General features: G+C 40.3%; 19 protein-coding genes, 1 tRNA gene and 1 pseudogene. 8 read left to right on the top strand and 13 right to left on the bottom strand.

What is annotated here, in order from left to right; translation table 11 throughout:
* Positions 1-89: 89 nt before the first annotated feature.
* The 3 genes from ODQ17_RS16215 to tpiA form a co-directional block, all read right to left on the bottom strand.
* Positions 90-174 (bottom strand) — tRNA-Leu (locus ODQ17_RS16215).
* 56 nt (positions 175-230) lie between these two features.
* Entirely contained in the window at positions 231-560 is a 330-nt protein-coding gene (gene secG / locus ODQ17_RS16210; RefSeq protein ID WP_004795012.1) for a preprotein translocase subunit SecG, read from the bottom strand.
* Between the two features lie 12 nt (positions 561-572).
* Complete coding sequence (gene tpiA / locus ODQ17_RS16205; RefSeq protein WP_005301831.1) at positions 573-1,367, bottom strand: triose-phosphate isomerase; 795 nt, start codon at positions 1,365-1,367, stop codon at positions 573-575.
* Positions 1,368-1,658: 291 nt separating this feature from the next.
* Between tpiA and pilB the strand changes: the two genes are divergently transcribed.
* The 4 genes from pilB to coaE are packed head-to-tail and all read left to right on the top strand — an operon-like array spanning position 1,659 to position 6,083.
* Positions 1,659-3,371 (top strand): type IV-A pilus assembly ATPase PilB, encoded by a 1,713-nt coding sequence (pilB, locus tag ODQ17_RS16200; protein WP_322904974.1) that lies wholly within the window; start codon positions 1,659-1,661, stop codon positions 3,369-3,371.
* 27 nt (positions 3,372-3,398) lie between these two features.
* The gene (locus tag ODQ17_RS16195; RefSeq protein ID WP_322904973.1) at positions 3,399-4,625 is read left to right on the top strand and encodes a type II secretion system F family protein; all 1,227 of its coding nucleotides are present in this window, start codon (positions 3,399-3,401) and stop codon (positions 4,623-4,625) included.
* Positions 4,625-5,485, top strand: a complete 861-nt coding sequence (locus ODQ17_RS16190) for a prepilin peptidase (protein ID WP_322904972.1) — start codon at positions 4,625-4,627, stop codon at positions 5,483-5,485. Before ODQ17_RS16195 ends, ODQ17_RS16190 begins: the two co-directional genes overlap by 1 nt.
* Before the next feature lies 1 nt (position 5,486).
* Positions 5,487-6,083 carry a dephospho-CoA kinase gene (gene coaE, locus ODQ17_RS16185; RefSeq protein ID WP_322904971.1) on the top strand — a complete coding sequence of 199 codons (597 nt, stop codon included), beginning with the start codon at positions 5,487-5,489 and terminating at the stop codon, positions 6,081-6,083.
* Here the strand turns inward: coaE and ODQ17_RS16180 are convergent.
* The 4 genes from ODQ17_RS16180 to ODQ17_RS16165 form a co-directional block, all read right to left on the bottom strand.
* Positions 6,080-6,994 (bottom strand): DMT family transporter, encoded by a 915-nt coding sequence (locus tag ODQ17_RS16180; RefSeq protein WP_322904970.1) that lies wholly within the window; start codon positions 6,992-6,994, stop codon positions 6,080-6,082. The genes coaE and ODQ17_RS16180 overlap by 4 nt on opposite strands.
* A gap of 35 nt (positions 6,995-7,029) precedes the next feature.
* Complete coding sequence (rlmB, locus tag ODQ17_RS16175; RefSeq protein ID WP_004795029.1) at positions 7,030-7,779, bottom strand: 23S rRNA (guanosine(2251)-2'-O)-methyltransferase RlmB; 750 nt, start codon at positions 7,777-7,779, stop codon at positions 7,030-7,032.
* Positions 7,780-7,881: 102 nt separating this feature from the next.
* Positions 7,882-8,208 carry a pyrimidine/purine nucleoside phosphorylase gene (gene ppnP / locus ODQ17_RS16170; protein ID WP_004795031.1) on the bottom strand — a complete coding sequence of 109 codons (327 nt, stop codon included), beginning with the start codon at positions 8,206-8,208 and terminating at the stop codon, positions 7,882-7,884.
* Between the two features lie 76 nt (positions 8,209-8,284).
* Positions 8,285-9,595 carry a tetratricopeptide repeat protein gene (locus ODQ17_RS16165; RefSeq protein WP_322904969.1) on the bottom strand — a complete coding sequence of 437 codons (1,311 nt, stop codon included), beginning with the start codon at positions 9,593-9,595 and terminating at the stop codon, positions 8,285-8,287.
* A gap of 114 nt (positions 9,596-9,709) precedes the next feature.
* On the opposite strand from ODQ17_RS16165, the gene recN reads away from it, so the two are divergent.
* From recN to ruvX, 3 genes are all read left to right on the top strand, one after another.
* Positions 9,710-11,377 (top strand): DNA repair protein RecN, encoded by a 1,668-nt coding sequence (gene recN, locus ODQ17_RS16160; protein ID WP_005301808.1) that lies wholly within the window; start codon positions 9,710-9,712, stop codon positions 11,375-11,377.
* A gap of 125 nt (positions 11,378-11,502) precedes the next feature.
* Positions 11,503-12,057, top strand: a complete 555-nt coding sequence (locus ODQ17_RS16155; protein ID WP_003654562.1) for a YqgE/AlgH family protein — start codon at positions 11,503-11,505, stop codon at positions 12,055-12,057.
* Entirely contained in the window at positions 12,057-12,497 is a 441-nt protein-coding gene (ruvX, locus tag ODQ17_RS16150) for a Holliday junction resolvase RuvX (protein WP_004795038.1), read from the top strand. Before ODQ17_RS16155 ends, ruvX begins: the two co-directional genes overlap by 1 nt.
* 57 nt (positions 12,498-12,554) lie before the next feature.
* Here ruvX and ODQ17_RS16145 read toward each other — a convergent pair whose 3' ends face one another.
* From ODQ17_RS16145 to ODQ17_RS16130, 4 genes and pseudogenes are all read right to left on the bottom strand, one after another.
* Positions 12,555-13,556 (bottom strand): HlyD family secretion protein, encoded by a 1,002-nt coding sequence (locus ODQ17_RS16145; RefSeq protein WP_004795040.1) that lies wholly within the window; start codon positions 13,554-13,556, stop codon positions 12,555-12,557.
* A gap of 39 nt (positions 13,557-13,595) precedes the next feature.
* Positions 13,596-13,802 (bottom strand): DUF1656 domain-containing protein, encoded by a 207-nt coding sequence (locus ODQ17_RS16140; RefSeq protein ID WP_004795042.1) that lies wholly within the window; start codon positions 13,800-13,802, stop codon positions 13,596-13,598.
* Positions 13,795-15,894: an FUSC family protein gene (locus ODQ17_RS16135; RefSeq protein WP_322904968.1), complete on the bottom strand. Its 2,100-nt coding sequence runs from the start codon at positions 15,892-15,894 to the stop codon at positions 13,795-13,797. The genes ODQ17_RS16140 and ODQ17_RS16135 overlap by 8 nt, the downstream gene beginning before the upstream one ends.
* Positions 15,885-16,016 (bottom strand): annotated as a pseudogene (locus ODQ17_RS16130) (hypothetical protein). Before ODQ17_RS16130 ends, ODQ17_RS16135 begins: the two are co-directional and overlap by 10 nt.
* 367 nt (positions 16,017-16,383) lie before the next feature.
* On the opposite strand from ODQ17_RS16130, the gene ODQ17_RS16125 reads away from it, so the two are divergent.
* Positions 16,384-17,157: an IclR family transcriptional regulator gene (locus ODQ17_RS16125; RefSeq protein ID WP_322904967.1), complete on the top strand. Its 774-nt coding sequence runs from the start codon at positions 16,384-16,386 to the stop codon at positions 17,155-17,157.
* A 184-nt stretch (positions 17,158-17,341) separates the two neighbouring features.
* Here the strand turns inward: ODQ17_RS16125 and ODQ17_RS16120 are convergent, their stop codons facing one another.
* Both ODQ17_RS16120 and ODQ17_RS16115 read right to left on the bottom strand, forming a co-directional pair.
* Positions 17,342-17,953, bottom strand: a complete 612-nt coding sequence (locus tag ODQ17_RS16120; RefSeq protein ID WP_199944920.1) for an alpha-ketoglutarate-dependent dioxygenase AlkB family protein — start codon at positions 17,951-17,953, stop codon at positions 17,342-17,344.
* Positions 17,950-18,804, bottom strand: coding sequence for a methylated-DNA--[protein]-cysteine S-methyltransferase (locus tag ODQ17_RS16115; RefSeq protein ID WP_111855656.1), 855 nt, complete (start codon positions 18,802-18,804; stop codon positions 17,950-17,952). Before ODQ17_RS16115 ends, ODQ17_RS16120 begins: the two co-directional genes overlap by 4 nt.
* Positions 18,805-18,907: the final 103 nt, after the last annotated feature.

Here is an 18,907-nt window from a genome sequence, read left to right as displayed (position 1 = left end):
ACGACCTTCGGGTTATGAGCCCGACGAGCTACCAGACTGCTCCATCCCGCATCAAAAAACTGCTTGCACTCAACTTTCTGGTTCAAAGTTGGTGCGGAAGGGGGGACTTGAACCCCCACGCCCGAAGGCACTACCACCTCAAGGTAGCGTGTCTACCAATTCCACCACCACCGCAGCTTGTGGGACGCATTCTAGTCCTTCCAATTATAAAAGGAAAGCCCTATTTCGAATTATTGACCCGTTTTTGGTGCATTTGGTGAAGTTTCAGGCGATGTTGTTTGAATTGGTGCTGTTGTTTGTACAGATTTCAAACTATATGCCTCAGTAGTCTGTTTTTTTGCAAAAACAGCCAAGGTTAAACTCGTCACAAAAAACAGTGCCGTTAAAATAGCAGTAAGGCGAGTAAGGAAATTAGCTGAACCCGATGCGCCAAATACGGTTGCTGCTCCGCCACCACCAAAAGAAGCACCAGCATCCGCACCTTTACCGTGTTGGACTAGAATCAAGCCAATCATCAGTACCGCTAAAATAATATGTACGATCAGTACAAAAGAGTGCATACCCTATCCTCGTTATTTACTTTGTGCAAAGGCATGTACGATTTGGTAAAAAGATGCTGCATTTAACGAAGCACCTCCAACCAACGCGCCATTAATATCTGGACATGCTGCCAACTCGACTGCATTCTCAGCTTTTACACTACCGCCATATAAAATCGCAATGTCTGGACCCGCAGAAGTAATCTGACTTAAACCTTCACGGATTTTAGCATGCATTGCCTGTGCATCTTGTGGTGAAGCAGTTTTACCTGTACCAATTGCCCAGATTGGCTCATAAGCAATTACAATTTGCTTTTGCCATTGCTCTGCAGTCACTACAGGAGCTATATCACAGATTTGTTGCAATACAACTTGCTCTGCCAAATCTTGTTCACGTTGTTCGAGACTTTCACCCACACAATAAATGACAGTTAAGCCTGCATTTAAAGAATTTTGGAGTTTTGCCTTCAAAATTTCAACGTTATCACCTAACAAATCACGGCGTTCAGAGTGACCCACCAATACAAAATTAATTTGGCTATCTTTTAATAATTCTGCACTGACTTCACCAGTATAGGCGCCTGTACCTGCTACACGCGATACATCTTGTGCAACTGTATATACTGTTTTTGCAGCATCTTGCAATTGTGTTTGTACCATTGCAAGTGCAATAGAAACCGGAGCAACTCCGACATGGCAGCTTTCATCTGCAATTTCGTTTTGTTGCAATAGTTGTTTAAATTCTTCTATAAGTTGTTTGGCATTGGCACGCATTGGGTTCATTTTCCAGTTGCCAACTACCCAAGGCGTAATCGTCGAACCCGACATACGGCTCACCTTTCATCAAAAATGCAGCACATTCTACACGCATTTCTACAAATTTCAGATACTTTTCTTTAACGGCTTTGCTCATATCTTTTCTACTATTTGAAAACAGTCATAAAACTTTATTAAGACTAAAGCTCCGCGTTTAAAAAATTAATGAATAAAAACTTCGACTGGTTCAAGCTTTAATATATGGATCAAGACGAGAGCATCATTTTCTCAGGTAGTAATTTTAGATAACAAAAGTATAATTTTTTATATACCAATTATAAACATATGAGCACAGGTAGGCAGATGTCAGTCATACATACATCTCCAAAATTTTCGGGGTTTTTTCGACGATTAGTTGAAGAAAAACATGTGTCGGCAGCGACCATGCAAGCAGCACTAGATGCAGCAAAAAGAGCTAAACAGGATACTGTTGCGTACCTGATTGAAGAGGTTAATCTCTCCCCTTCTTTATTAGCTGAAACAATTTCTATTGAATTTGCTGAACCATATTTTGATCTGGACGTTTACGATACCAGCCAGATTCCTAAAGATTTGGTCGATCAGAAACTGATTTTAAAACATCGGATCTTGCCTCTCGTACAAAGAGGACAGATTTTATATGTTGCAACCAGTAATCCCAGCAATATTGATGCTATTGATGCTATTCGCTTCAACAGCAAGCTTATGGTTGAGCCAGTTATTGTCGAGCACCATAAACTCGAGAAAATTCTGGTACAGCAATTTACTGAAGAAAGTAATTTCGAGTTTAGTGATGAAGAGTTTGATCTAGATGTAGATCTTGATACCTCAACTGCTCCAGAAGAAGATGAGGATACTCCGCAAGGCGATGAAGCACCTATTGTTAAATATATTAACAAGTTATTGATTGATGCGATTCGTATGGGGGCTTCTGATTTACATTTCGAACCTTATGAAAAATCGTATCGGGTCCGTTATCGGGTCGATGGCGTTTTGCGTCAAATTGTAAATCCACCTCTGCAACTGGCTAATCGTTTGGCTTCACGCTTAAAAGTGATGTCTCAAATGGACATTTCTGAAAAGCGTGTCCCTCAAGATGGTCGTATCAAGCTCAAGCTATCAAAATCTAAAGCAATTGATTTTCGTGTGAACTCTCTTCCGACCTTATTTGGTGAAAAGCTAGTTCTACGTATTCTCGATCCATCGAGTGCTATGCTGGGAATTGATGCTCTAGGATATGAAGAAGAGCAAAAAGCGCTCTTTATGGAAGCATTAGATAAGCCACAAGGTATGCTTTTAATCACAGGTCCGACAGGTTCTGGTAAGACTGTATCTTTATATACAGGCCTCAATATATTAAATACTGAAAGTGCTAATATTTCTACTGCCGAAGATCCAGTCGAAATTAACCTTGAAGGCATTAATCAGGTTAACGTGAACCCTAAGGTAGGTCTGACTTTTTCAGCTGCACTTAAGTCATTTTTACGTCAGGACCCTGACATTATTATGGTCGGTGAGATTCGTGATTTAGAAACAGCTGAAATCGCGATTAAAGCGGCTCAGACAGGTCATATGGTGATGTCCACGCTACATACTAACAGTGCTCCTGAAACACTGACTCGTCTACGCAATATGGGGGTTCCGTCTTTCAATATTGCGACATCGGTCAATCTGGTCATTGCTCAGCGTTTGGCACGTCGACTATGTTCTCAATGTAAAGTACCTACTGACATTCCTAAACAAAGCCTATTGGAAATGGGTTTTACCGCACAAGATCTGACACATCCCGATTTTCAAGTTTTTCAACCAGTCGGTTGTCCAGAATGTCGTGAGGGTTACAAAGGTCGAGTTGGTATTTATGAAGTAATGAAAGTCACACCTGAGATTTCCAAGATTATTATGGAAGATGGCAATGCTTTAGAAATCGCTGCCGCTTCTGAAAAACTGGGGTTTAATAATCTACGTCGCTCAGGTTTAAAGAAAGTTATGCAAGGTGTTACTTCTTTACAAGAAGTCAATCGCGTAACCAGTGAATAAAAGACAATTTAAAATAAGGATAATGTCATGACTGTCAAAAAGGCACAATTGATGCCGACTTTTGCTTATGATGGGGTTGATCGTAAAGGCGTAAAAATTAAGGGGGAACTTCCAGCTAAAAATATGGCTTTAGCGAAAGTCACCCTACGCAAACAAGGTGTAACTGTCCGTAATATTCGAGAAAAGCGTAAAAATATTCTTGAAGGTTTATTTAAGAAAAAGGTATCAACGCTCGATATCACGATTTTCACGCGACAACTTGCAACCATGATGAAAGCTGGTGTCCCACTGGTACAAGGCTTTGAAATTGTGGCAGAAGGTCTAGAAAACCCAGCTATGCGCGATGTGGTACTCGGTATTAAAAGTGAAGTTGAAGGGGGTAGCACTTTTGCCTCAGCTTTAAGAAAGTATCCTCAGCACTTCGACAAATTATTTTGCTCTCTTGTAGAGTCCGGTGAACAGTCTGGTGCGCTTGAAACCATGCTAGATCGTGTGGCAGTTTACAAAGAAAAAAGTGAATTGCTCAAGCAAAAAATCAAGAAGGCTATGAAATATCCAGCAACGGTTCTTGTGGTTGCTGTAATTGTTACCATTATTTTGATGGTTAAAGTTGTTCCCGTCTTCCAAGATCTGTTTTCTTCCTTTGGTGCAAATTTACCTGCTTTTACACAAATGGTCGTAAATATGTCGAAATGGATGCAAGAATATTGGTTCATTATGATTATTGTAATTGTTGCAATTATTGCTGGTTTCATGGAGGCTAAAAAGCGTAGTAAAAAATTCCGTGATGGTTTAGACAAACTTACCCTGAAACTACCTATCTTTGGCGATCTGGTTTACAAAGCAATTATTGCCCGTTATAGCCGTACTTTAGCAACCACTTTTGCAGCTGGTGTCCCGCTCATTGATGCACTTGAATCAACGGCTGGTGCAACCAACAATGTCATTTATGAACAAGCTGTCATGAAAATTCGTGAAGATGTTGCTACAGGTCAGCAACTCCAATTTGCGATGCGGGTTTCAAATCGTTTTCCATCTATGGCTATACAAATGGTCGCAATTGGTGAAGAATCTGGTGCGTTAGACAGCATGCTCGATAAAGTTGCAACCTACTATGAAAATGAAGTTGATAATGCCGTTGATGGCTTAACTTCAATGATGGAGCCTTTAATTATGGCAATTTTAGGAGTACTTGTAGGTGGTCTGGTTGTTGCTATGTATCTTCCAATTTTCCAAATGGGTTCAGTCATATAATGCAAGAAATTATTGCTTATTTTATTCAAAACTTAACTGCACTTTATATTGCAGTTGCATTATTGAGCCTATGTATTGGTAGCTTTCTTAATGTGGTGATTTATCGCACCCCAAAAATGATGGAACATGATTGGCAGCAAGAATGTCAAATGCTACTCGATCCTGAACAACCAATCATTGATCATGAAAAACTGACTTTAAGTAAGCCTGCTTCATCATGTCCAGAGTGCCATCAGCCCATCCATTGGTATCAAAATATCCCAGTCATCAGTTGGTTGGTTTTAAAAGGTAAATGTGGCCATTGCCAGCATCCTATTAGCATTCGCTATCCAGCGATTGAACTATTAACAATGGTATGTTCACTAGTTGTGGTCCTGGTGTTTGGTCCAACCGTACAAATGCTTTTCGGCCTAGTCCTGACCTGGGTCCTGATTGCCCTCACCTTTATAGACTTTGATACTCAGCTGCTACCTGACCGTTTTACCCTACCTTTGGCTGCGCTTGGTTTGGGCATTAACACCTTTAATATTTACACCTCGCCTAACTCAGCCATTTGGGGTTACCTGATTGGTTTTTTATGTCTTTGGATTGTGTATTACTTATTTAAAGTGATTACAGGCAAAGAAGGCATGGGCTACGGCGACTTTAAATTGCTTGCCGCATTAGGCGCGTGGATGGGGCCATTGATGCTGCCATTAATTGTGTTATTGTCATCTTTACTCGGTGCAATTATTGGCATCATTTTATTAAAATTACGCAATGACAATCAGCCCTTTGCCTTTGGGCCCTACATTGCCATTGCAGGTTGGGTTGCCTTTTTATGGGGTGACCAGATTATGAAAATCTATTTGGGAGGTTAAGATGGCTTTTATTCTGGGAGTCACAGGTGGTATTGGCAGTGGAAAATCTGCTGCAACACAATGGTTTGAATCCCAAGGAATACAAGTCGTCGATGCCGACATCGTTGCTCGCGAAGTGGTTGAAAAGGGCCAACCTGCCCTGCAAAAAATCCAACAAACTTTTGGAGACTGGGTGCTTCAATCCGATGGTAATCTCGATCGTCGTGCCCTACGCGAATATATTTTTCAAAATCCTGAAGCAAGACAAACACTCGAGAAAATCACGCATCCAGCCATTCGCCAATCTATTATTCAACAGCTACAAAGCCCCAAAAGTCCTTATGTGATTTTAGTTTCGCCATTGTTGTTTGAAACTAACCAACATGAATTGGTTAATCACACTTTATTAGTTGATGCCAGTGAACAAACTCAAATTCAGCGTGCAAGCCAACGCGATGGGCAAAACCAAGAACAAATTCAGAAAATTATTGCAGCGCAAATGCCACGCGAGCGTAAACGCGAACTTGCCAATGACATTGTGTTTAATGACGGATTACTCGAACATTTACATCAGCAATTAGAGCCATTACATCAAAGTTATTTAAAGCGTACAAACTAATTTGATTTATTTTGCTGCTTAATTTGCTGTGCCAAGCTATCTGGTCGGAACCATCGCCAAGGTTGTAAGGCGCCGATTCCCATTCCGACTAAGCCCACAACAATAGATGGGCTTAATGCTTCACCGAGTAAAGGTACCGCTAAAATGGCAGCAATAAACGGCGCCAAAGTCACAATACTTCCTGTTTTAAAAGCACCAAGTCGCTGAATCGCTGCCACATAAGTCAGCGTTGCAATAATAACCACAAAAACACCATGGAAAATGCCCTGTATCGCTAAATGGACAGGACTAACTTCCATAAAATGCTTTGGTAAAAATAGAGCATAGATGGGCAAGTAAATAATTGCAGACCAAATCGCAACACTTGCCATAGAGTGCCATGCAGAAAGTTTCCACTGTTTAAGTAATACAGTGAAAATACCCCACCAAATCGCACTAATAAAAAGAAGCAAATCACCCACGCCAAAAGCAGAAGCATTACCTTGCAACATCAAAACACTCATGAGGACCAAGGCAGTAATCATAATTACCAGACTGACCCATGTATGCTTATCAAACGGCTGCCTAAATAAAATGTATGCTGCAAACGCAGTACAAATTGGGATACAACCATTTAAGAAAATTGCAGCATGGGCAGCGGGAGCATAGAGAAAAGCGGTATAGACGGTGAGGCAATAAATGACCCCACCAATCAAGGCCAAAATAACAGCATGCTTACTCCATAAAAAAGCGAGATCTTTTTTATAGATTAAAATGGGCATTAAAATTAGGAAGGCTATAGCGAAACGCAGTGCGGCAATGTCCCAAGCACTGATATGCCACTGTGCATTTAAACGGGCAAAAAGCGTAAACCCACCCCAAATGCACATGGTCACCAATACAAAGAAATAACCTTGCTTACGGGGAGACATATCAAGATGACTTAAAAACTAGAAAGGCAGCGAGATTATACCTCAGAACGCTGACGGCAAGCCTCATAAAGTGCCATACCTGTCGCTACGCTGACATTTAAACTTTGTAGATTTCCTGACATCGGAATATAAACTTTATGATCACACTGCGCCTGTGTAATAGGACGCAAACCAGTGTCCTCAGCTCCCATTACAATCACAACTGCGCCAGAGAAATCACATTTTTGAAGTGGCAACGCACTTTCATCAAGCATAGTGCCAATTACGCGTACATGAGTTGTTTCTTTAAGATGAGCCAATGTACGAGCTAAATTGGTGACTTGAATAAATTTAACTTTCTCGGCTCCACCCGCTGCAACCTTACGAGCAGTTGGCGTTAAACTTGCCGAACGATCACGAGGCACAATAACAGCTTGCACGCCCATCGCAGCGGCGGTACGAATGCAGGCCCCTAAGTTATGCGGGTCTGTCACCTGATCCAATGCCAACAACAAGGCATCTGGAGTTTCTCTTAAAATTTGATCAAGATCTTGCTCATTCAAGACAGGATGTGGACGTACTGCGGCAACTACACCTTGATGAAATGGTAAACCTGCAAGTTTCTCAAGGCTATCGCGGCTTGCTTTTTGTACACTGATTCCAAAAGGCTCTGCTAATTGCAAAATCTTTTGCAAACGCTGATCATCCCGTCCTTTTAAAGTAAACAGGGTTAGCACACGCTCCGGCTCAAGTTCTAACAATGACTCCACTGAATGAACGCCATAATAATATTCCTGTTTTGCCATGCATGACCTCTAACAACGTTTGAGCAAAAAAATAAAAATCCTGCAAAGCCAACTTCACAGGATTTCTTTGGGCATAGTGTACCCGATTTGAACAGGAATTTCTTAGCCTTCTAAATGGCATACATAATCGAGTACTTCGTCAGTTTCGATTTTAAAAAGACTGTTGCCCGGTACATAAAATGATTGGCCTGCACGGAACAATTCACTTTCAGTGCTGTCTGCAATTGTTACGCGACATTCGCCTGAAATAATTTCCATACGCTCAGGAACATGTGTTTCAAAAGTTAAAGCTTGCTCAGTCGGCAAAATAACACCTAATGTTTTTTTAGTTCCATCTTCAAATTGCACGGTATGGCTGATACATGCTCCACCAAAATAAACGTTTGATTTTTTGATGACCGTTACATGATCAAATTGGGTTGAACTCATGCAGATTCTCCAGATAATGCCGTATTTATATAAATTATGATGAATGTAGTTTAATTGTGCCTAAATAACTAATCAATCAGTTTTCATACGGATAGACTTGTAATTTCCACTGCTGTGCCTGAATTTTTTTGGCAAAAGCATAAGGTAAGTTAATCTCAATATTTCGACTATTCGACACAATTGCATCGTATCTGCAAACTTCGACCTGATTTTCATCTAGGAGTATCCAACACACTTTTTGCGCCGTTGGATGGACAACTGCTGTAGCAATTACCGGTGAACCGTCATTCATTCCTACATGAAAATTATCACTGTCGTTTTGCATTAACGCCAGATCATAAGCTGGAAAATCGATAGCATCTGAATCGAATTGCTGGCTATCGTGTATAAGCACACTCTGCTTTAAAGTCGGCCAAATACAATAACGCAAATAATGCTGATCCATCACCCGATTATCCAGATAACGTCCGGTGGCAACATAATCCCTGATATGTGCTTCAATATTATGAAAAATCCCTGTACACCCACCCCACATTCCAGCCAAAATTAACTCAGTATGAGAATAATTATCGCGCATTAAATGAAACCATTTATCACTCTTGAGCCATGCATCTACAGCCGCCTTTTCGCGGTGCGACACAATTGAGTCAGCATCACGTATTAGAAAACGCTTAATTGTAGGATCATCCATCACAAAAAAACGCCAGAACAACCCTGATAACTGCTTTTGAGAGTCGGTCACCTGTACCACTTGCGCGCCCTTCTCTTTTAAGCGCTGTTGCACCAGTACTGGTACAGTATCATCGACATAAAATCGACACGTCCATTCTGGATAAATCTGTTTGGCTAGCTGAGTATTTAAAATAGAGGTTTCACAATAGCGAGGATTTGCTCCAAATAATGAGAAGGCAATAATATTTTCTTCAGGATTTGTACTAAATGCTGGCGGTGCATGATCTGGAATCGATAAAACAGGTTCGCTCTTCGCTAGTTCTTTTTTAGTTGTAATTGCTAAACGTCCAAATTTGATCGTTTCTTCTTTTTTATTTAAATGATGACAAACTTCTGTGAGTCCATCATATAAGTTTGTATTTACGTTAGTTCCACTCACCTGAATCGCTTGTAAATAATGTTGATAGGCCTCGTTATAACGGCCTAAGCGTAATTCGGTATAAGCCAAGTCAGATAAAGCTCCCGGATGCTTAGGAACTAAGCTAACAGCTTGTTTAACATGTTGATAAGCTTTGGCATAATCCCCTTGTGCAGCTGCTTGTTTAAATGCATTAAAATGTTGATTTAAAATTTTATTCATTTCTGCAGGATTGTTTTTTTTATGACGATTGACCATCCCTATGGGTGGTTTCGGTAAGCTGAATGTTTTTTTCATTGTAAATATCCGCAATCTTGCTGTTCTATAATTTCAGTTAGAATAATAGATCACTTGTAGCAAATTCAAAACTTCTCTATCTTTAACCCATAATTTGGCGCGTTGGATGCGTTTATGCTCACACATTTAACTTTAATTAATTTTGCATTAGCTGATCATTTAGCTATTGATATAGAACAGGGATTTAATGTTCTAACAGGCGAAACAGGTGCCGGAAAATCATTATTACTGGATGCACTCTCTGCCTGCCTCGGGGAACGTACAGATACAAATTATGTCCGTTATGGTTCGGACAAAGCGGATATTACCGCGGTTTTCACCTATCAGAATAATAGTCCTGAAGCAAAATGGCTCCAAGACCATGAGCTAGATGATGATTCTGGGGAAATTCATTTACGTCGTGTTATTTTTGCAACTGGCCGTAGTAAGGCATGGGTTAATGGGCGCCCGAGCAGTCTATCTGAACTTAAAGAGTTAGGGCGTTTGCTGGTTCAACTCTATAGTCAGCACAGCCAGCAGCAGCTGCTTGAACCGCCTTATCCAAAGCATTGGCTAGATCGCTATAACAATTTTTATGCTGAAGCGAATGATGTCCGTGAAGCCTATAGCTCATGGCAACGTACCATCCGTTTGCACCAAGCAGCCCTAGACGCACAAGCAACCCGCCTACAACGGATTGGTACTTTAGAGCACCAAATTGAAGAACTCGAAGAGGTCATTCAAACCGACTATAAAGAAATTGAGCAAGAGTTTGATCGACTGAGCCATCATGAACATATCATGCAAGACTGTAGCTTTAGCTTAAATGTCTTAGATGAAGCTGAGCAGAACATTACCCAAGAAATATCTTCGATTATTCGCAGATTAGAGTCCCATGCGGGGCGCAGCGAACAACTTTCTGAGATCTATAATTCTTTACTGAATGCTCAAAGTGAAATAGACGATGCAACGGCAAATTTGCGTCAATTTATAGATCGTCAAAGTTTTGATCCCGAGCGAATGGAAGAACTCAACTCTAAACTTGAAGTCTTCCATCGTTTGGCACGTAAATACCGCACTCAACCGGAAACACTTAAAGAAGAATACGAAACTTGGCAAAGTGAGCTTGAGCAATTGCATCAACTTGAAGACCCAGAAACATTGGCAGAACAAGTTGAAAAATCGCATGAGGAATTTTTAGAAAAAGCTCAGCATTTAGACAATATTCGTCGTGAAGCTGCCGCTCCGCTTGCAAAACAATTAACTGAACAAGTGAAACCTTTAGCGCTACCAGAGGCACACTTCGAGTTTAAGTTCGAACCATTAGAGCAGCCAGGCGCAGAGGGTTTAAGCTTTATTCAACTTTTATTTACTGCCAATAAAGGTATTCCTCCACAACCATTGGCACGAGTGGCCTCAGGTGGTGAGCTTTCTCGTATTGCCCTCGTAATGCAAGTCATGAATGCAGAAAAAACTGAATCTGAAGTTTTGGTGTTTGATGAGATTGATGTCGGGATTAGTGGGGGTACCGCAGAAGTTGTAGGACGTTTACTTGCTGACTTAGCACAACATGTCCAGCTCTTATGTATTACTCACCAAGCACAAGTTGCTGCACAGTCTGATCAGCATTTATTAGTGAAAAAACAACAAACTGACCCAGCCAGCAGTACAATTGTAGAACTTGATGAAAATCAAATCATTTTTGAGTTAGCTCGCATGTCAGGTGGGGTTGAAATTAATGAAACAACCTTGCAGCACGCAAAACAATTACGCCAACTTAAATTTCAGGCTTCTTCAAATTAATAAAGAAAATGAGAGAAAAAGATTGGCGAAATCCGATTAACTCTTGTATGTTGATAAAAAGAACCTATATAGATAAAAGGGTCGAGAGGCCCTCTAGTGACATTTTTTGAGGGAGAACCGCTTAGGTGACCAAACAATATCTGACTCACCGTTGTCTGATTGCCCCGCCAGAAATGGCAGATGACTTTTTCGCAAACACTGTAATTTATCTTGCCCGTCATGATGAAGAAGGTGCTCAAGGCATTATTATTAATCGTCCTTCTGGTATTCAAATTAAAGAATTACTCAATGATCTCGACATTGAAGCAGACAATGTAAATCCACATGCGGTTTTACAAGGTGGGCCATTACGTCCTGAAGCTGGATTTGTTCTTCATACTGGACAACCAACATGGCATTCATCTATTGCTGTAGGTGAAAATGTTTGTATTACGACCAGTAAAGATATTCTAGATGCGATTGCCCATAATGAAGGCGTAGGTCGATATCAGATCGCTTTAGGCTATGCGAGCTGGAGCAAAAATCAGTTAGAAGACGAAATTACGCGTGGTGACTGGCTCATTTGTGATGCTGATATGGATTTGATTTTTAACCTGCCTTATGACGACCGTTGGGATGCAGCTTATAAAAAAATTGGTGTAGATCGTGCGTGGCTAGCATCTGAAATCGGACACGCTTAATGACCGAAACACAATCAAAATCGATTATGGCTTTTGACTTTGGTACTCAAAAAATGGGAATGGCGATTGGCCAGTCTTCAATTGAAAGTGCCAACCCTCTCCCTCTATTTGTTATGAAAGATGGCATCCCAAATTGGGATCAACTCTTAAAAATTGTAAAAGAATGGCAACCGAATTTATTTTTGGTTGGCCTGCCATTAAATATGGATGATAGTGAGTCAGAACTATCTACACGTGCCCGCAAATTTGCGAGACGTTTACGTCATCAAACCAACATAGAAACGTTGATGGTAGATGAGCGCTTAACTACACGTGAAGCAAGAGAAGAGCTAGGCTTTTACCAAGAACAAGGTCGAGCAAAAAAGCTCTCGGCTGATAGTTTTGCTGCTGCACTACTCATTCAGAGTTGGTATCGAAATCCAGTTGGATTAACGCCATAAAACAAAAAAAGCATGTAATTAAAACTACATGCTTTTTTTAATTAAATCATTTCGATTTTATTTTTCAACGATATGCACAGTCGCAGTTCGTCCAGAGACAAAAGCAAGTTCATTCTTCGGTGTTTCATCTAATACAATCTTCACAGGCACACGCTGTGCTAAACGAACCCAACTAAAAGTTGGATTTACATTAGCAAGAAGCTTCGAACTGCTTGAACGCTCACGATCTTCAATACCCGATGCAATACCTTGTACATGACCTTTAATTTTCTGGTTATCACCCATTAATTGCACAGTAGCCTGATCGCCTACATGAATACGATTTAACTTAGTCTCTTCAAAATAGCCCACCACATAGAGCTGTTTACGATCAAGTAATGCTGCAACAGCCTGCCCCACTTGAACATAGTTACCTGGGCGCATATCAAAGTTAGATAACGTACCATCAGCTGGAGCAATTACTGCAGCACGATGCATATTAAGCTCGGCTAAATGCAAATTGCTCGTTGCAACCTCAATGAGTGCCTGTTGTTGCTTAACAGTTGCCTCAGCCTGCTGAATTGCCGCTTGGAGTTGCTCATGCTCTGCAAGGGATTGATCACGTGTAGCAAACACTTGGTCTTGTTCTTGTTTAGAGATAGCGCCATCCATTAAGTTCGAGTAACGACCGGCATTTTTCTCGGCCAATTTGATATTACTGGCCGATTTAATCAAGTTCGCTTTTGCTTGTGCCAAACCCGCCTGCGCTTGGGCAAAGGCTGCATTTGCTTTTGCTAAATCCGATTTGGCCTGCTCTACATCTAAAGCTCGACGAGAAACATCAATTTTAAAGAGCACCTGACCTTTTTTTACAGTCTGGTTATCTTGAACCAATACTTCTGTGACAAGGCCAGCGACATCCGAAGATACTTGAATAACATCACCACGCACTCGACCATCGCGTGTCCACGGCGCTGCATTATAGTAGTTCCACAAATGCACAATGGTATAGACCGCCACCATTAATGCGACAATCAAAATTACTGGACGGATGACCTTTTTCAAATCCACCTGATTCATTTCACTCACCTAACTCAATCTTTAATTTCGCAATCATCTCTACGCACCCACCCCAACAAAAATTTGATGTATTACCAAAAGCAATAAAAGGTAAAAGCACAAATTGAAAATACTAGGTAATGCAATCCAGCCTTGTGCAATCCACTTGTTGGTCAAAGGACTTAACCCACGAAAACATATATATGCCAAGAGGGCTTGAACGAGCAAAGAAGGCACGTAAATACCATAAACATTAAACTCACCCATTTGCTGTCGCTCCTCTCAAGGTACTGTTCTCATTCATTTGATCTGATGAAACATGACACATGCTATAAGCAATATTGTTAAGTGAAATGAGTAATCTTTGTCGCATCGTCATATCTTCAATATTTGAAGCAAGCTGTTTTAATTCAAATAAACCGTGATGGATTTGCTCAACCAAAGCCACCGTATTATCTACATCATTTTCTTTAGCTCTAAACAGTTCATCCAGATTTTGTTGCAAATTTCCGATGCGATGAGCCAGTTCCGAATTTTGAGGAGTCTGATTTGCCAGTTCTTGTAATCTACTTAAATCGACAATACTGCTCGACTCAATCAATGCTTGATGAATTAAGGTTTTAATCTCATTAGATTGCACTACTTTACTGTTAAGAATTCCAATTCGGTCCAGCATACTGCGCAGGTGAACTTTAAAATCAAGACCATAAGGCAAGTAGATCGCTTGTCTCATTGCACGATAATGCAAGGCCAGAATACGGCTGGCACTCGTATCTGGAGACATTGCACGAACAACATCGATGACAACTAAAGACACTAAAACGCCTAAAATCATGGCAAAAGAACCATCAAGATAAGACACCGCATCCATGCTATAAGCATTGTGTAGATTCAGGCCCATCATGGTATTAATACCCAAAACCATGCCTACTGGCATAAGCATTTGATTGGCCATCATAGACACAGCAAACAGGAACATTGGCAATAAAACCAGTCCAAGTTCCCAGAATGTGGTGACATGAGGGAAAATACCAAATGCATAAACAAAGACTAAAACTGCTGAAGCAATACTGCCCCAGATAAAAATACGCAAAACCGGAACAGGATTATCTAAGGCCGTTAAAATACAGGCTGTTACTGCGCCCATTTGCGCCATCATAAATCCAGCTTTCCATCCCGAAATAATCCAGACCCCAGTCACAATAAATGTGATAAGGACTGCACTAATGCCACCTCGAATAGCTACACCATGGTCACGGTGTAAACTTGGATATTTGGTGGTCATTGGCGTAATGTTGTCAGGGATTTCTTTATTGCCTTGCTGAATTCTTTGCCACAAGACTTTAACCGCTAAAACATTGCTAATGAAATGGCGTACATCCATTTTCATAGCAGCGACCAAAACTTGCTGATGTGTAGAAGCCGATTCCATTAAACTCAAGAAATCACTTTCAAACTCATCTGGCAACTGCAAAATATTTTCATCAATAATTAAATCTTTTTGCTCCAGAAAATGTACAACATGCGCTGAGAGCTGTTGCAGTTTTTCTGAATGAGTTTCGATAAACCGAAGTTCTTGAAGCTGCTTAATACGTTCAGATAAAGCAACCAGATTCGCAACGACCATTGAGATTTGATGAAGCATTTCCTGCAAGGGTTTGGTCATGCCATGCAACTCACCCTTCTCATAACTCAAATGTACTGCCAAAGCATGAATATCTGTGGTGTCGCGAGTAATAGTGGCTAAAAGTTGAGTATTGTTCTGCTGAGGGTCAGCAGTTAATAAATTAGCAAACAAATTCTCTGTATCTTTAAGCGTTTTGATGACGCGCTGCTTAATCGCAGAACCAATGTGCATTGGAAGAATCGTGGCAGAAACCACAGCACTTGAAATCACCCCAATCGAAATCTCAATGACCCGAGCTAAAGCAATATCAAAAATATTGTATTGATCAATATACGTAATCGCATTGAAGACAATCATGGCTGTCGAGTAACCCGCCAGCATAAAAGCATAACTGCGTGGAGTCCGGTCAAGTAAAGACACATAAAGTGCAAACCCCACCCACAACGACAACACCACGGTAAACAACCAAGGTGTATTAATGAGATGTGGCGTTAGCGTTAAGGCAACCACTGCCCCCCCCATCGTTCCTATAACACGATAGACACACTTAGAGGACACCATCCCAGAATAAGGATTGGCAATAATCAGGACTGTACCAATCGACCACATCGGGTTAATCAGATCTAATTCAAATGAAACAAATAACGCCAACATTCCGGCAATAAATGTTTTTATTGCAAAGATCAGATCAAGCCTACTCGGGCGAAACGCCAGTATTTGCTTTAATAACATGAACTCATCTCAAATACAGATTTGAACTGATGAGCATGCCCTTCAATGTTCAATTGTCTTTCTAGAGACAACAAAACTTTGCCATTTGCCTAAAAGCAAATGAGATGAGGAGCATCCTTCAATACAATGATTTTTCCACATCCTGCCTGATTGGCCCAGATGATTTCAATTTGGGCGCTATTTAAACGGCCAAACTTTGGAAAGAAGAGGTATCAAGAAATTCGCCTAGAACCGACTAATTTCTCGATTAGATATTTTGTTTGGCAATTTTTTCAAAATAAAGGAATTTAGTCAACTAAAATATCTCTATTTGATAATTTGATATGTTTTTTAATTATCGTATATGATGTATTAGCCAAGAGAAGTTTTCTCTTTGACAGAGTAAAATACTCAAATCAGGCATTTATTTTAGAATTGAGACAAATTCTCTTTTTTTCTGTTATAAAAACTCAAAGATGACTCATTGTTAAAGGATACGAACAAGACACTATGGCAATTTCAAGTTTTGGCAAAATTTTAACCGTACTGGACTTATTTTCAGTTTCGCGTCCAGTCATTAATGTCGATATTATTTGCGAAGAACTTGGCTTGTCTAAACCAACCAGTTACCGTTACCTCAAAGAACTAGTGTCTACTGATCTATTAAAACGCATTAATGGGACATCTGGCGATTATACCTTAGGCTCAAAAATTGCAGTTCTTGACTATATATCTCGCACAACAGACCCATTAGTTCAAATCAGCACACCGTTTATGCGAAATATTGTAGAGCGCACCGAACTGTGCTGCTTGCTTACCTATTTAAATGATGACTATTGCATCGACATTCATCATGAAATATTTAAAGACACTGAACTACTCTCATATGGTCGAGGCTGCCCAAGACCGATTTACGTTGGGTCATCTCCAAAAACGATGGTTTCGCATTTAAGTAAACAACGGATGCAAGATTACTATCTTCGTTATCAGCAAGAATTAAAACAATCAGGTTTTGCTGAAGATGAACCGAGCTTTATTCAGCGTATGCGAAAAATTAAAAAACAAGGCTTCTATTTCTCACAAGGTGAGATTGACCCAAATGTTTCTGGGCTTGCCGTTCCAGTACGTTTTTCGAACAAAGAAGTACCTTTAGCTTTAACTCTAGTTGCCTCTAAAAATCGTTTTGATTTTTTAAATGTTGAAAAGCTCATCGAAATTTTACAAGAAAATGCAGCACTTATTGAGCAGCGTTTTATGGAGTTATCGGAAAAAGGTGAAATCTAAAACTCCACCTTATGATAATTTAACCTTTTCTTACACTTTAAAATATTGAATATCTCACAATATTCTCATATTATGATTTTAGCTCCTATTGGTGATTCTTTTCATCAGCAGCTCATCAATAGAAGCATCCCCCTCAGAGGAATAAGCTCATGTTGCCATCATGGGCTTTTTTCTTGCCCAATTTTTATAAGAAGTGAAATTGCCGGAAAGTAAGATTAATACGTGGTTGTAGAATTTTTGTTGAACGATTTAAACGATGTTGCCAATATTGTTGAGTTTCACCACGCATCACAATGAGTTGACCTGGTTGGAGCCACAATTCAACTTTCTCTTTACTTTGAATATGTCTAAAAGAAAATTTGCGGGTAGCACCAAAGCTTAAAGAAGCGATTGTTGTGGTTTTTGCCAAAGACACATCCGAATCACTGTGCCAAGCCATACCTTGAGTTCCATCTTCATAGAGATTTGCTAAGCAAGAATTAAATTTCTCTGAAAGTATTTGCTCTACCTGTTGTTTTAATTTGGCGAGTGCTTTGTCCCAGGGCAACGAATCACGTGCGACACCTGAATATTTATATTGATAGTAATCATCTCCATACCATGCAACTTTTCGAGCTGTAATAAAGTGCTTGCCATACAACTTAGCCTCGTCATGTTTCCACGCGAGGTGCTGGTAAAGATAGTGAAAATATTGTTCAGCTTCTTCTGGGCTTAAAATACAACCATAGTCCTGAACTTCACCATCGTAGGGTAATAAATTCTCACAAGGCTCTGGAGAAAATAAATCCAAGGTCATACGGTCTCTCCATGTTGCTTTGACATCTCCCAAGCTAACAATGCCAATTTACGCCCCTTTTGCCAATGATATTCTCCGACCATTCCTGTTGCGCGGATCACTCGATGACAGGGAATCAAATATGCAATCGGATTTTGTCCAATTGCGGTGGCAACGGCTCGAACTGCTTTAGGTTTGCCAATTTGCTCAGCAATATCTTGATAGGTTCGTAATTGACCTTCTGGAATGGTCAGTAAAGCTTCCCAGACTTGCAACTGGAATGGAGTTCCAGCCAAATTAAGAGGAAGTTTCTGCTGTAAGTGTTCTGAAAAATCTTGTTCGAACCACTCTGCAACTTGTTGATGCCAAATCGGTGACTGATTTTTCAATTGGGCTTTTGGAAAATACTGTTTAATTAAATCTTCAATATTGTCGTGAGTTTCGATAAACCGTATAGAACATATGCCTTTTTCACTACTTACCACCAACAGCTCACCAAATGGACTGGTCTCAACCGAATAATTAAGAATCACGCCTTCGCCTTGCTGTTTATACTCACCAGGTGTCATCCCTTCGAGCTGAATAAACAGATCGTGCAAACGACCAGTACCCGACAAACCAGTGTTTAAAGCAGTTTCTAATAAGCTTCGCTTTTGTAGCAAATAATATTTAGCCTGCTGCAAACTCATATATTGGACAAATTTTTTCGGGCTAATACCCACCCATTCCTGAAACTGACGTTGGATATAACCTGAACTTAAATTCATATGGCTCGCAACATCGTCCAGACTCGGTTGTTGGTCTAGATGTTCATATAAATATTCAATTACATTGGCAATTACAGCAAATTGCCGAGAAGAAAGCATTTGCATGTGTCACCTCCTTAGCACTTATATCTTACATTAAAGTAGCTAAAGCCCCATGACGACCCGATTCTTGCACTTTTGAAAATAAAAAAGCCTTTCATTATAGAAA

The organism is Acinetobacter sp. IRS14 (assembly GCF_034650275.1).
Lineage (GTDB): Bacteria > Pseudomonadota > Gammaproteobacteria > Pseudomonadales > Moraxellaceae > Acinetobacter > Acinetobacter oleivorans.
Note: the sequence above shows the minus strand (reverse complement) of the source record. Positions and strands in the feature narration are given on the sequence as shown.

Excerpts from the sequence above, each read along its gene's own strand:
- secG (WP_004795012.1), bottom strand. The coding sequence starts at position 560 with ATGCACTCTTTTGTACTGATCGTACATATTATTTTAGCGGTACTGATG.
- tpiA (WP_005301831.1), bottom strand. The coding sequence starts at position 1,367 with ATGTCGGGTTCGACGATTACGCCTTGGGTAGTTGGCAACTGGAAAATG.
- pilB (WP_322904974.1), top strand. The coding sequence starts at position 1,659 with ATGTCAGTCATACATACATCTCCAAAATTTTCGGGGTTTTTTCGACGA.
- ODQ17_RS16195 (WP_322904973.1), top strand. The coding sequence starts at position 3,399 with ATGACTGTCAAAAAGGCACAATTGATGCCGACTTTTGCTTATGATGGG.
- ODQ17_RS16190 (WP_322904972.1), top strand. The coding sequence starts at position 4,625 with ATGCAAGAAATTATTGCTTATTTTATTCAAAACTTAACTGCACTTTAT.
- coaE (WP_322904971.1), top strand. The coding sequence starts at position 5,487 with ATGGCTTTTATTCTGGGAGTCACAGGTGGTATTGGCAGTGGAAAATCT.
- ODQ17_RS16180 (WP_322904970.1), bottom strand. The coding sequence starts at position 6,994 with ATGTCTCCCCGTAAGCAAGGTTATTTCTTTGTATTGGTGACCATGTGC.
- rlmB (WP_004795029.1), bottom strand. The coding sequence starts at position 7,779 with ATGGCAAAACAGGAATATTATTATGGCGTTCATTCAGTGGAGTCATTG.
- ppnP (WP_004795031.1), bottom strand. The coding sequence starts at position 8,208 with ATGAGTTCAACCCAATTTGATCATGTAACGGTCATCAAAAAATCAAAC.
- ODQ17_RS16165 (WP_322904969.1), bottom strand. The coding sequence starts at position 9,595 with ATGAAAAAAACATTCAGCTTACCGAAACCACCCATAGGGATGGTCAAT.
- recN (WP_005301808.1), top strand. The coding sequence starts at position 9,710 with ATGCTCACACATTTAACTTTAATTAATTTTGCATTAGCTGATCATTTA.
- ruvX (WP_004795038.1), top strand. The coding sequence starts at position 12,057 with ATGACCGAAACACAATCAAAATCGATTATGGCTTTTGACTTTGGTACT.
- ODQ17_RS16145 (WP_004795040.1), bottom strand. The coding sequence starts at position 13,556 with ATGAATCAGGTGGATTTGAAAAAGGTCATCCGTCCAGTAATTTTGATT.
- ODQ17_RS16140 (WP_004795042.1), bottom strand. The coding sequence starts at position 13,802 with ATGGGTGAGTTTAATGTTTATGGTATTTACGTGCCTTCTTTGCTCGTT.
- ODQ17_RS16135 (WP_322904968.1), bottom strand. The coding sequence starts at position 15,894 with ATGTTATTAAAGCAAATACTGGCGTTTCGCCCGAGTAGGCTTGATCTG.
- ODQ17_RS16125 (WP_322904967.1), top strand. The coding sequence starts at position 16,384 with ATGGCAATTTCAAGTTTTGGCAAAATTTTAACCGTACTGGACTTATTT.
- ODQ17_RS16120 (WP_199944920.1), bottom strand. The coding sequence starts at position 17,953 with ATGACCTTGGATTTATTTTCTCCAGAGCCTTGTGAGAATTTATTACCC.
- ODQ17_RS16115 (WP_111855656.1), bottom strand. The coding sequence starts at position 18,804 with ATGCAAATGCTTTCTTCTCGGCAATTTGCTGTAATTGCCAATGTAATT.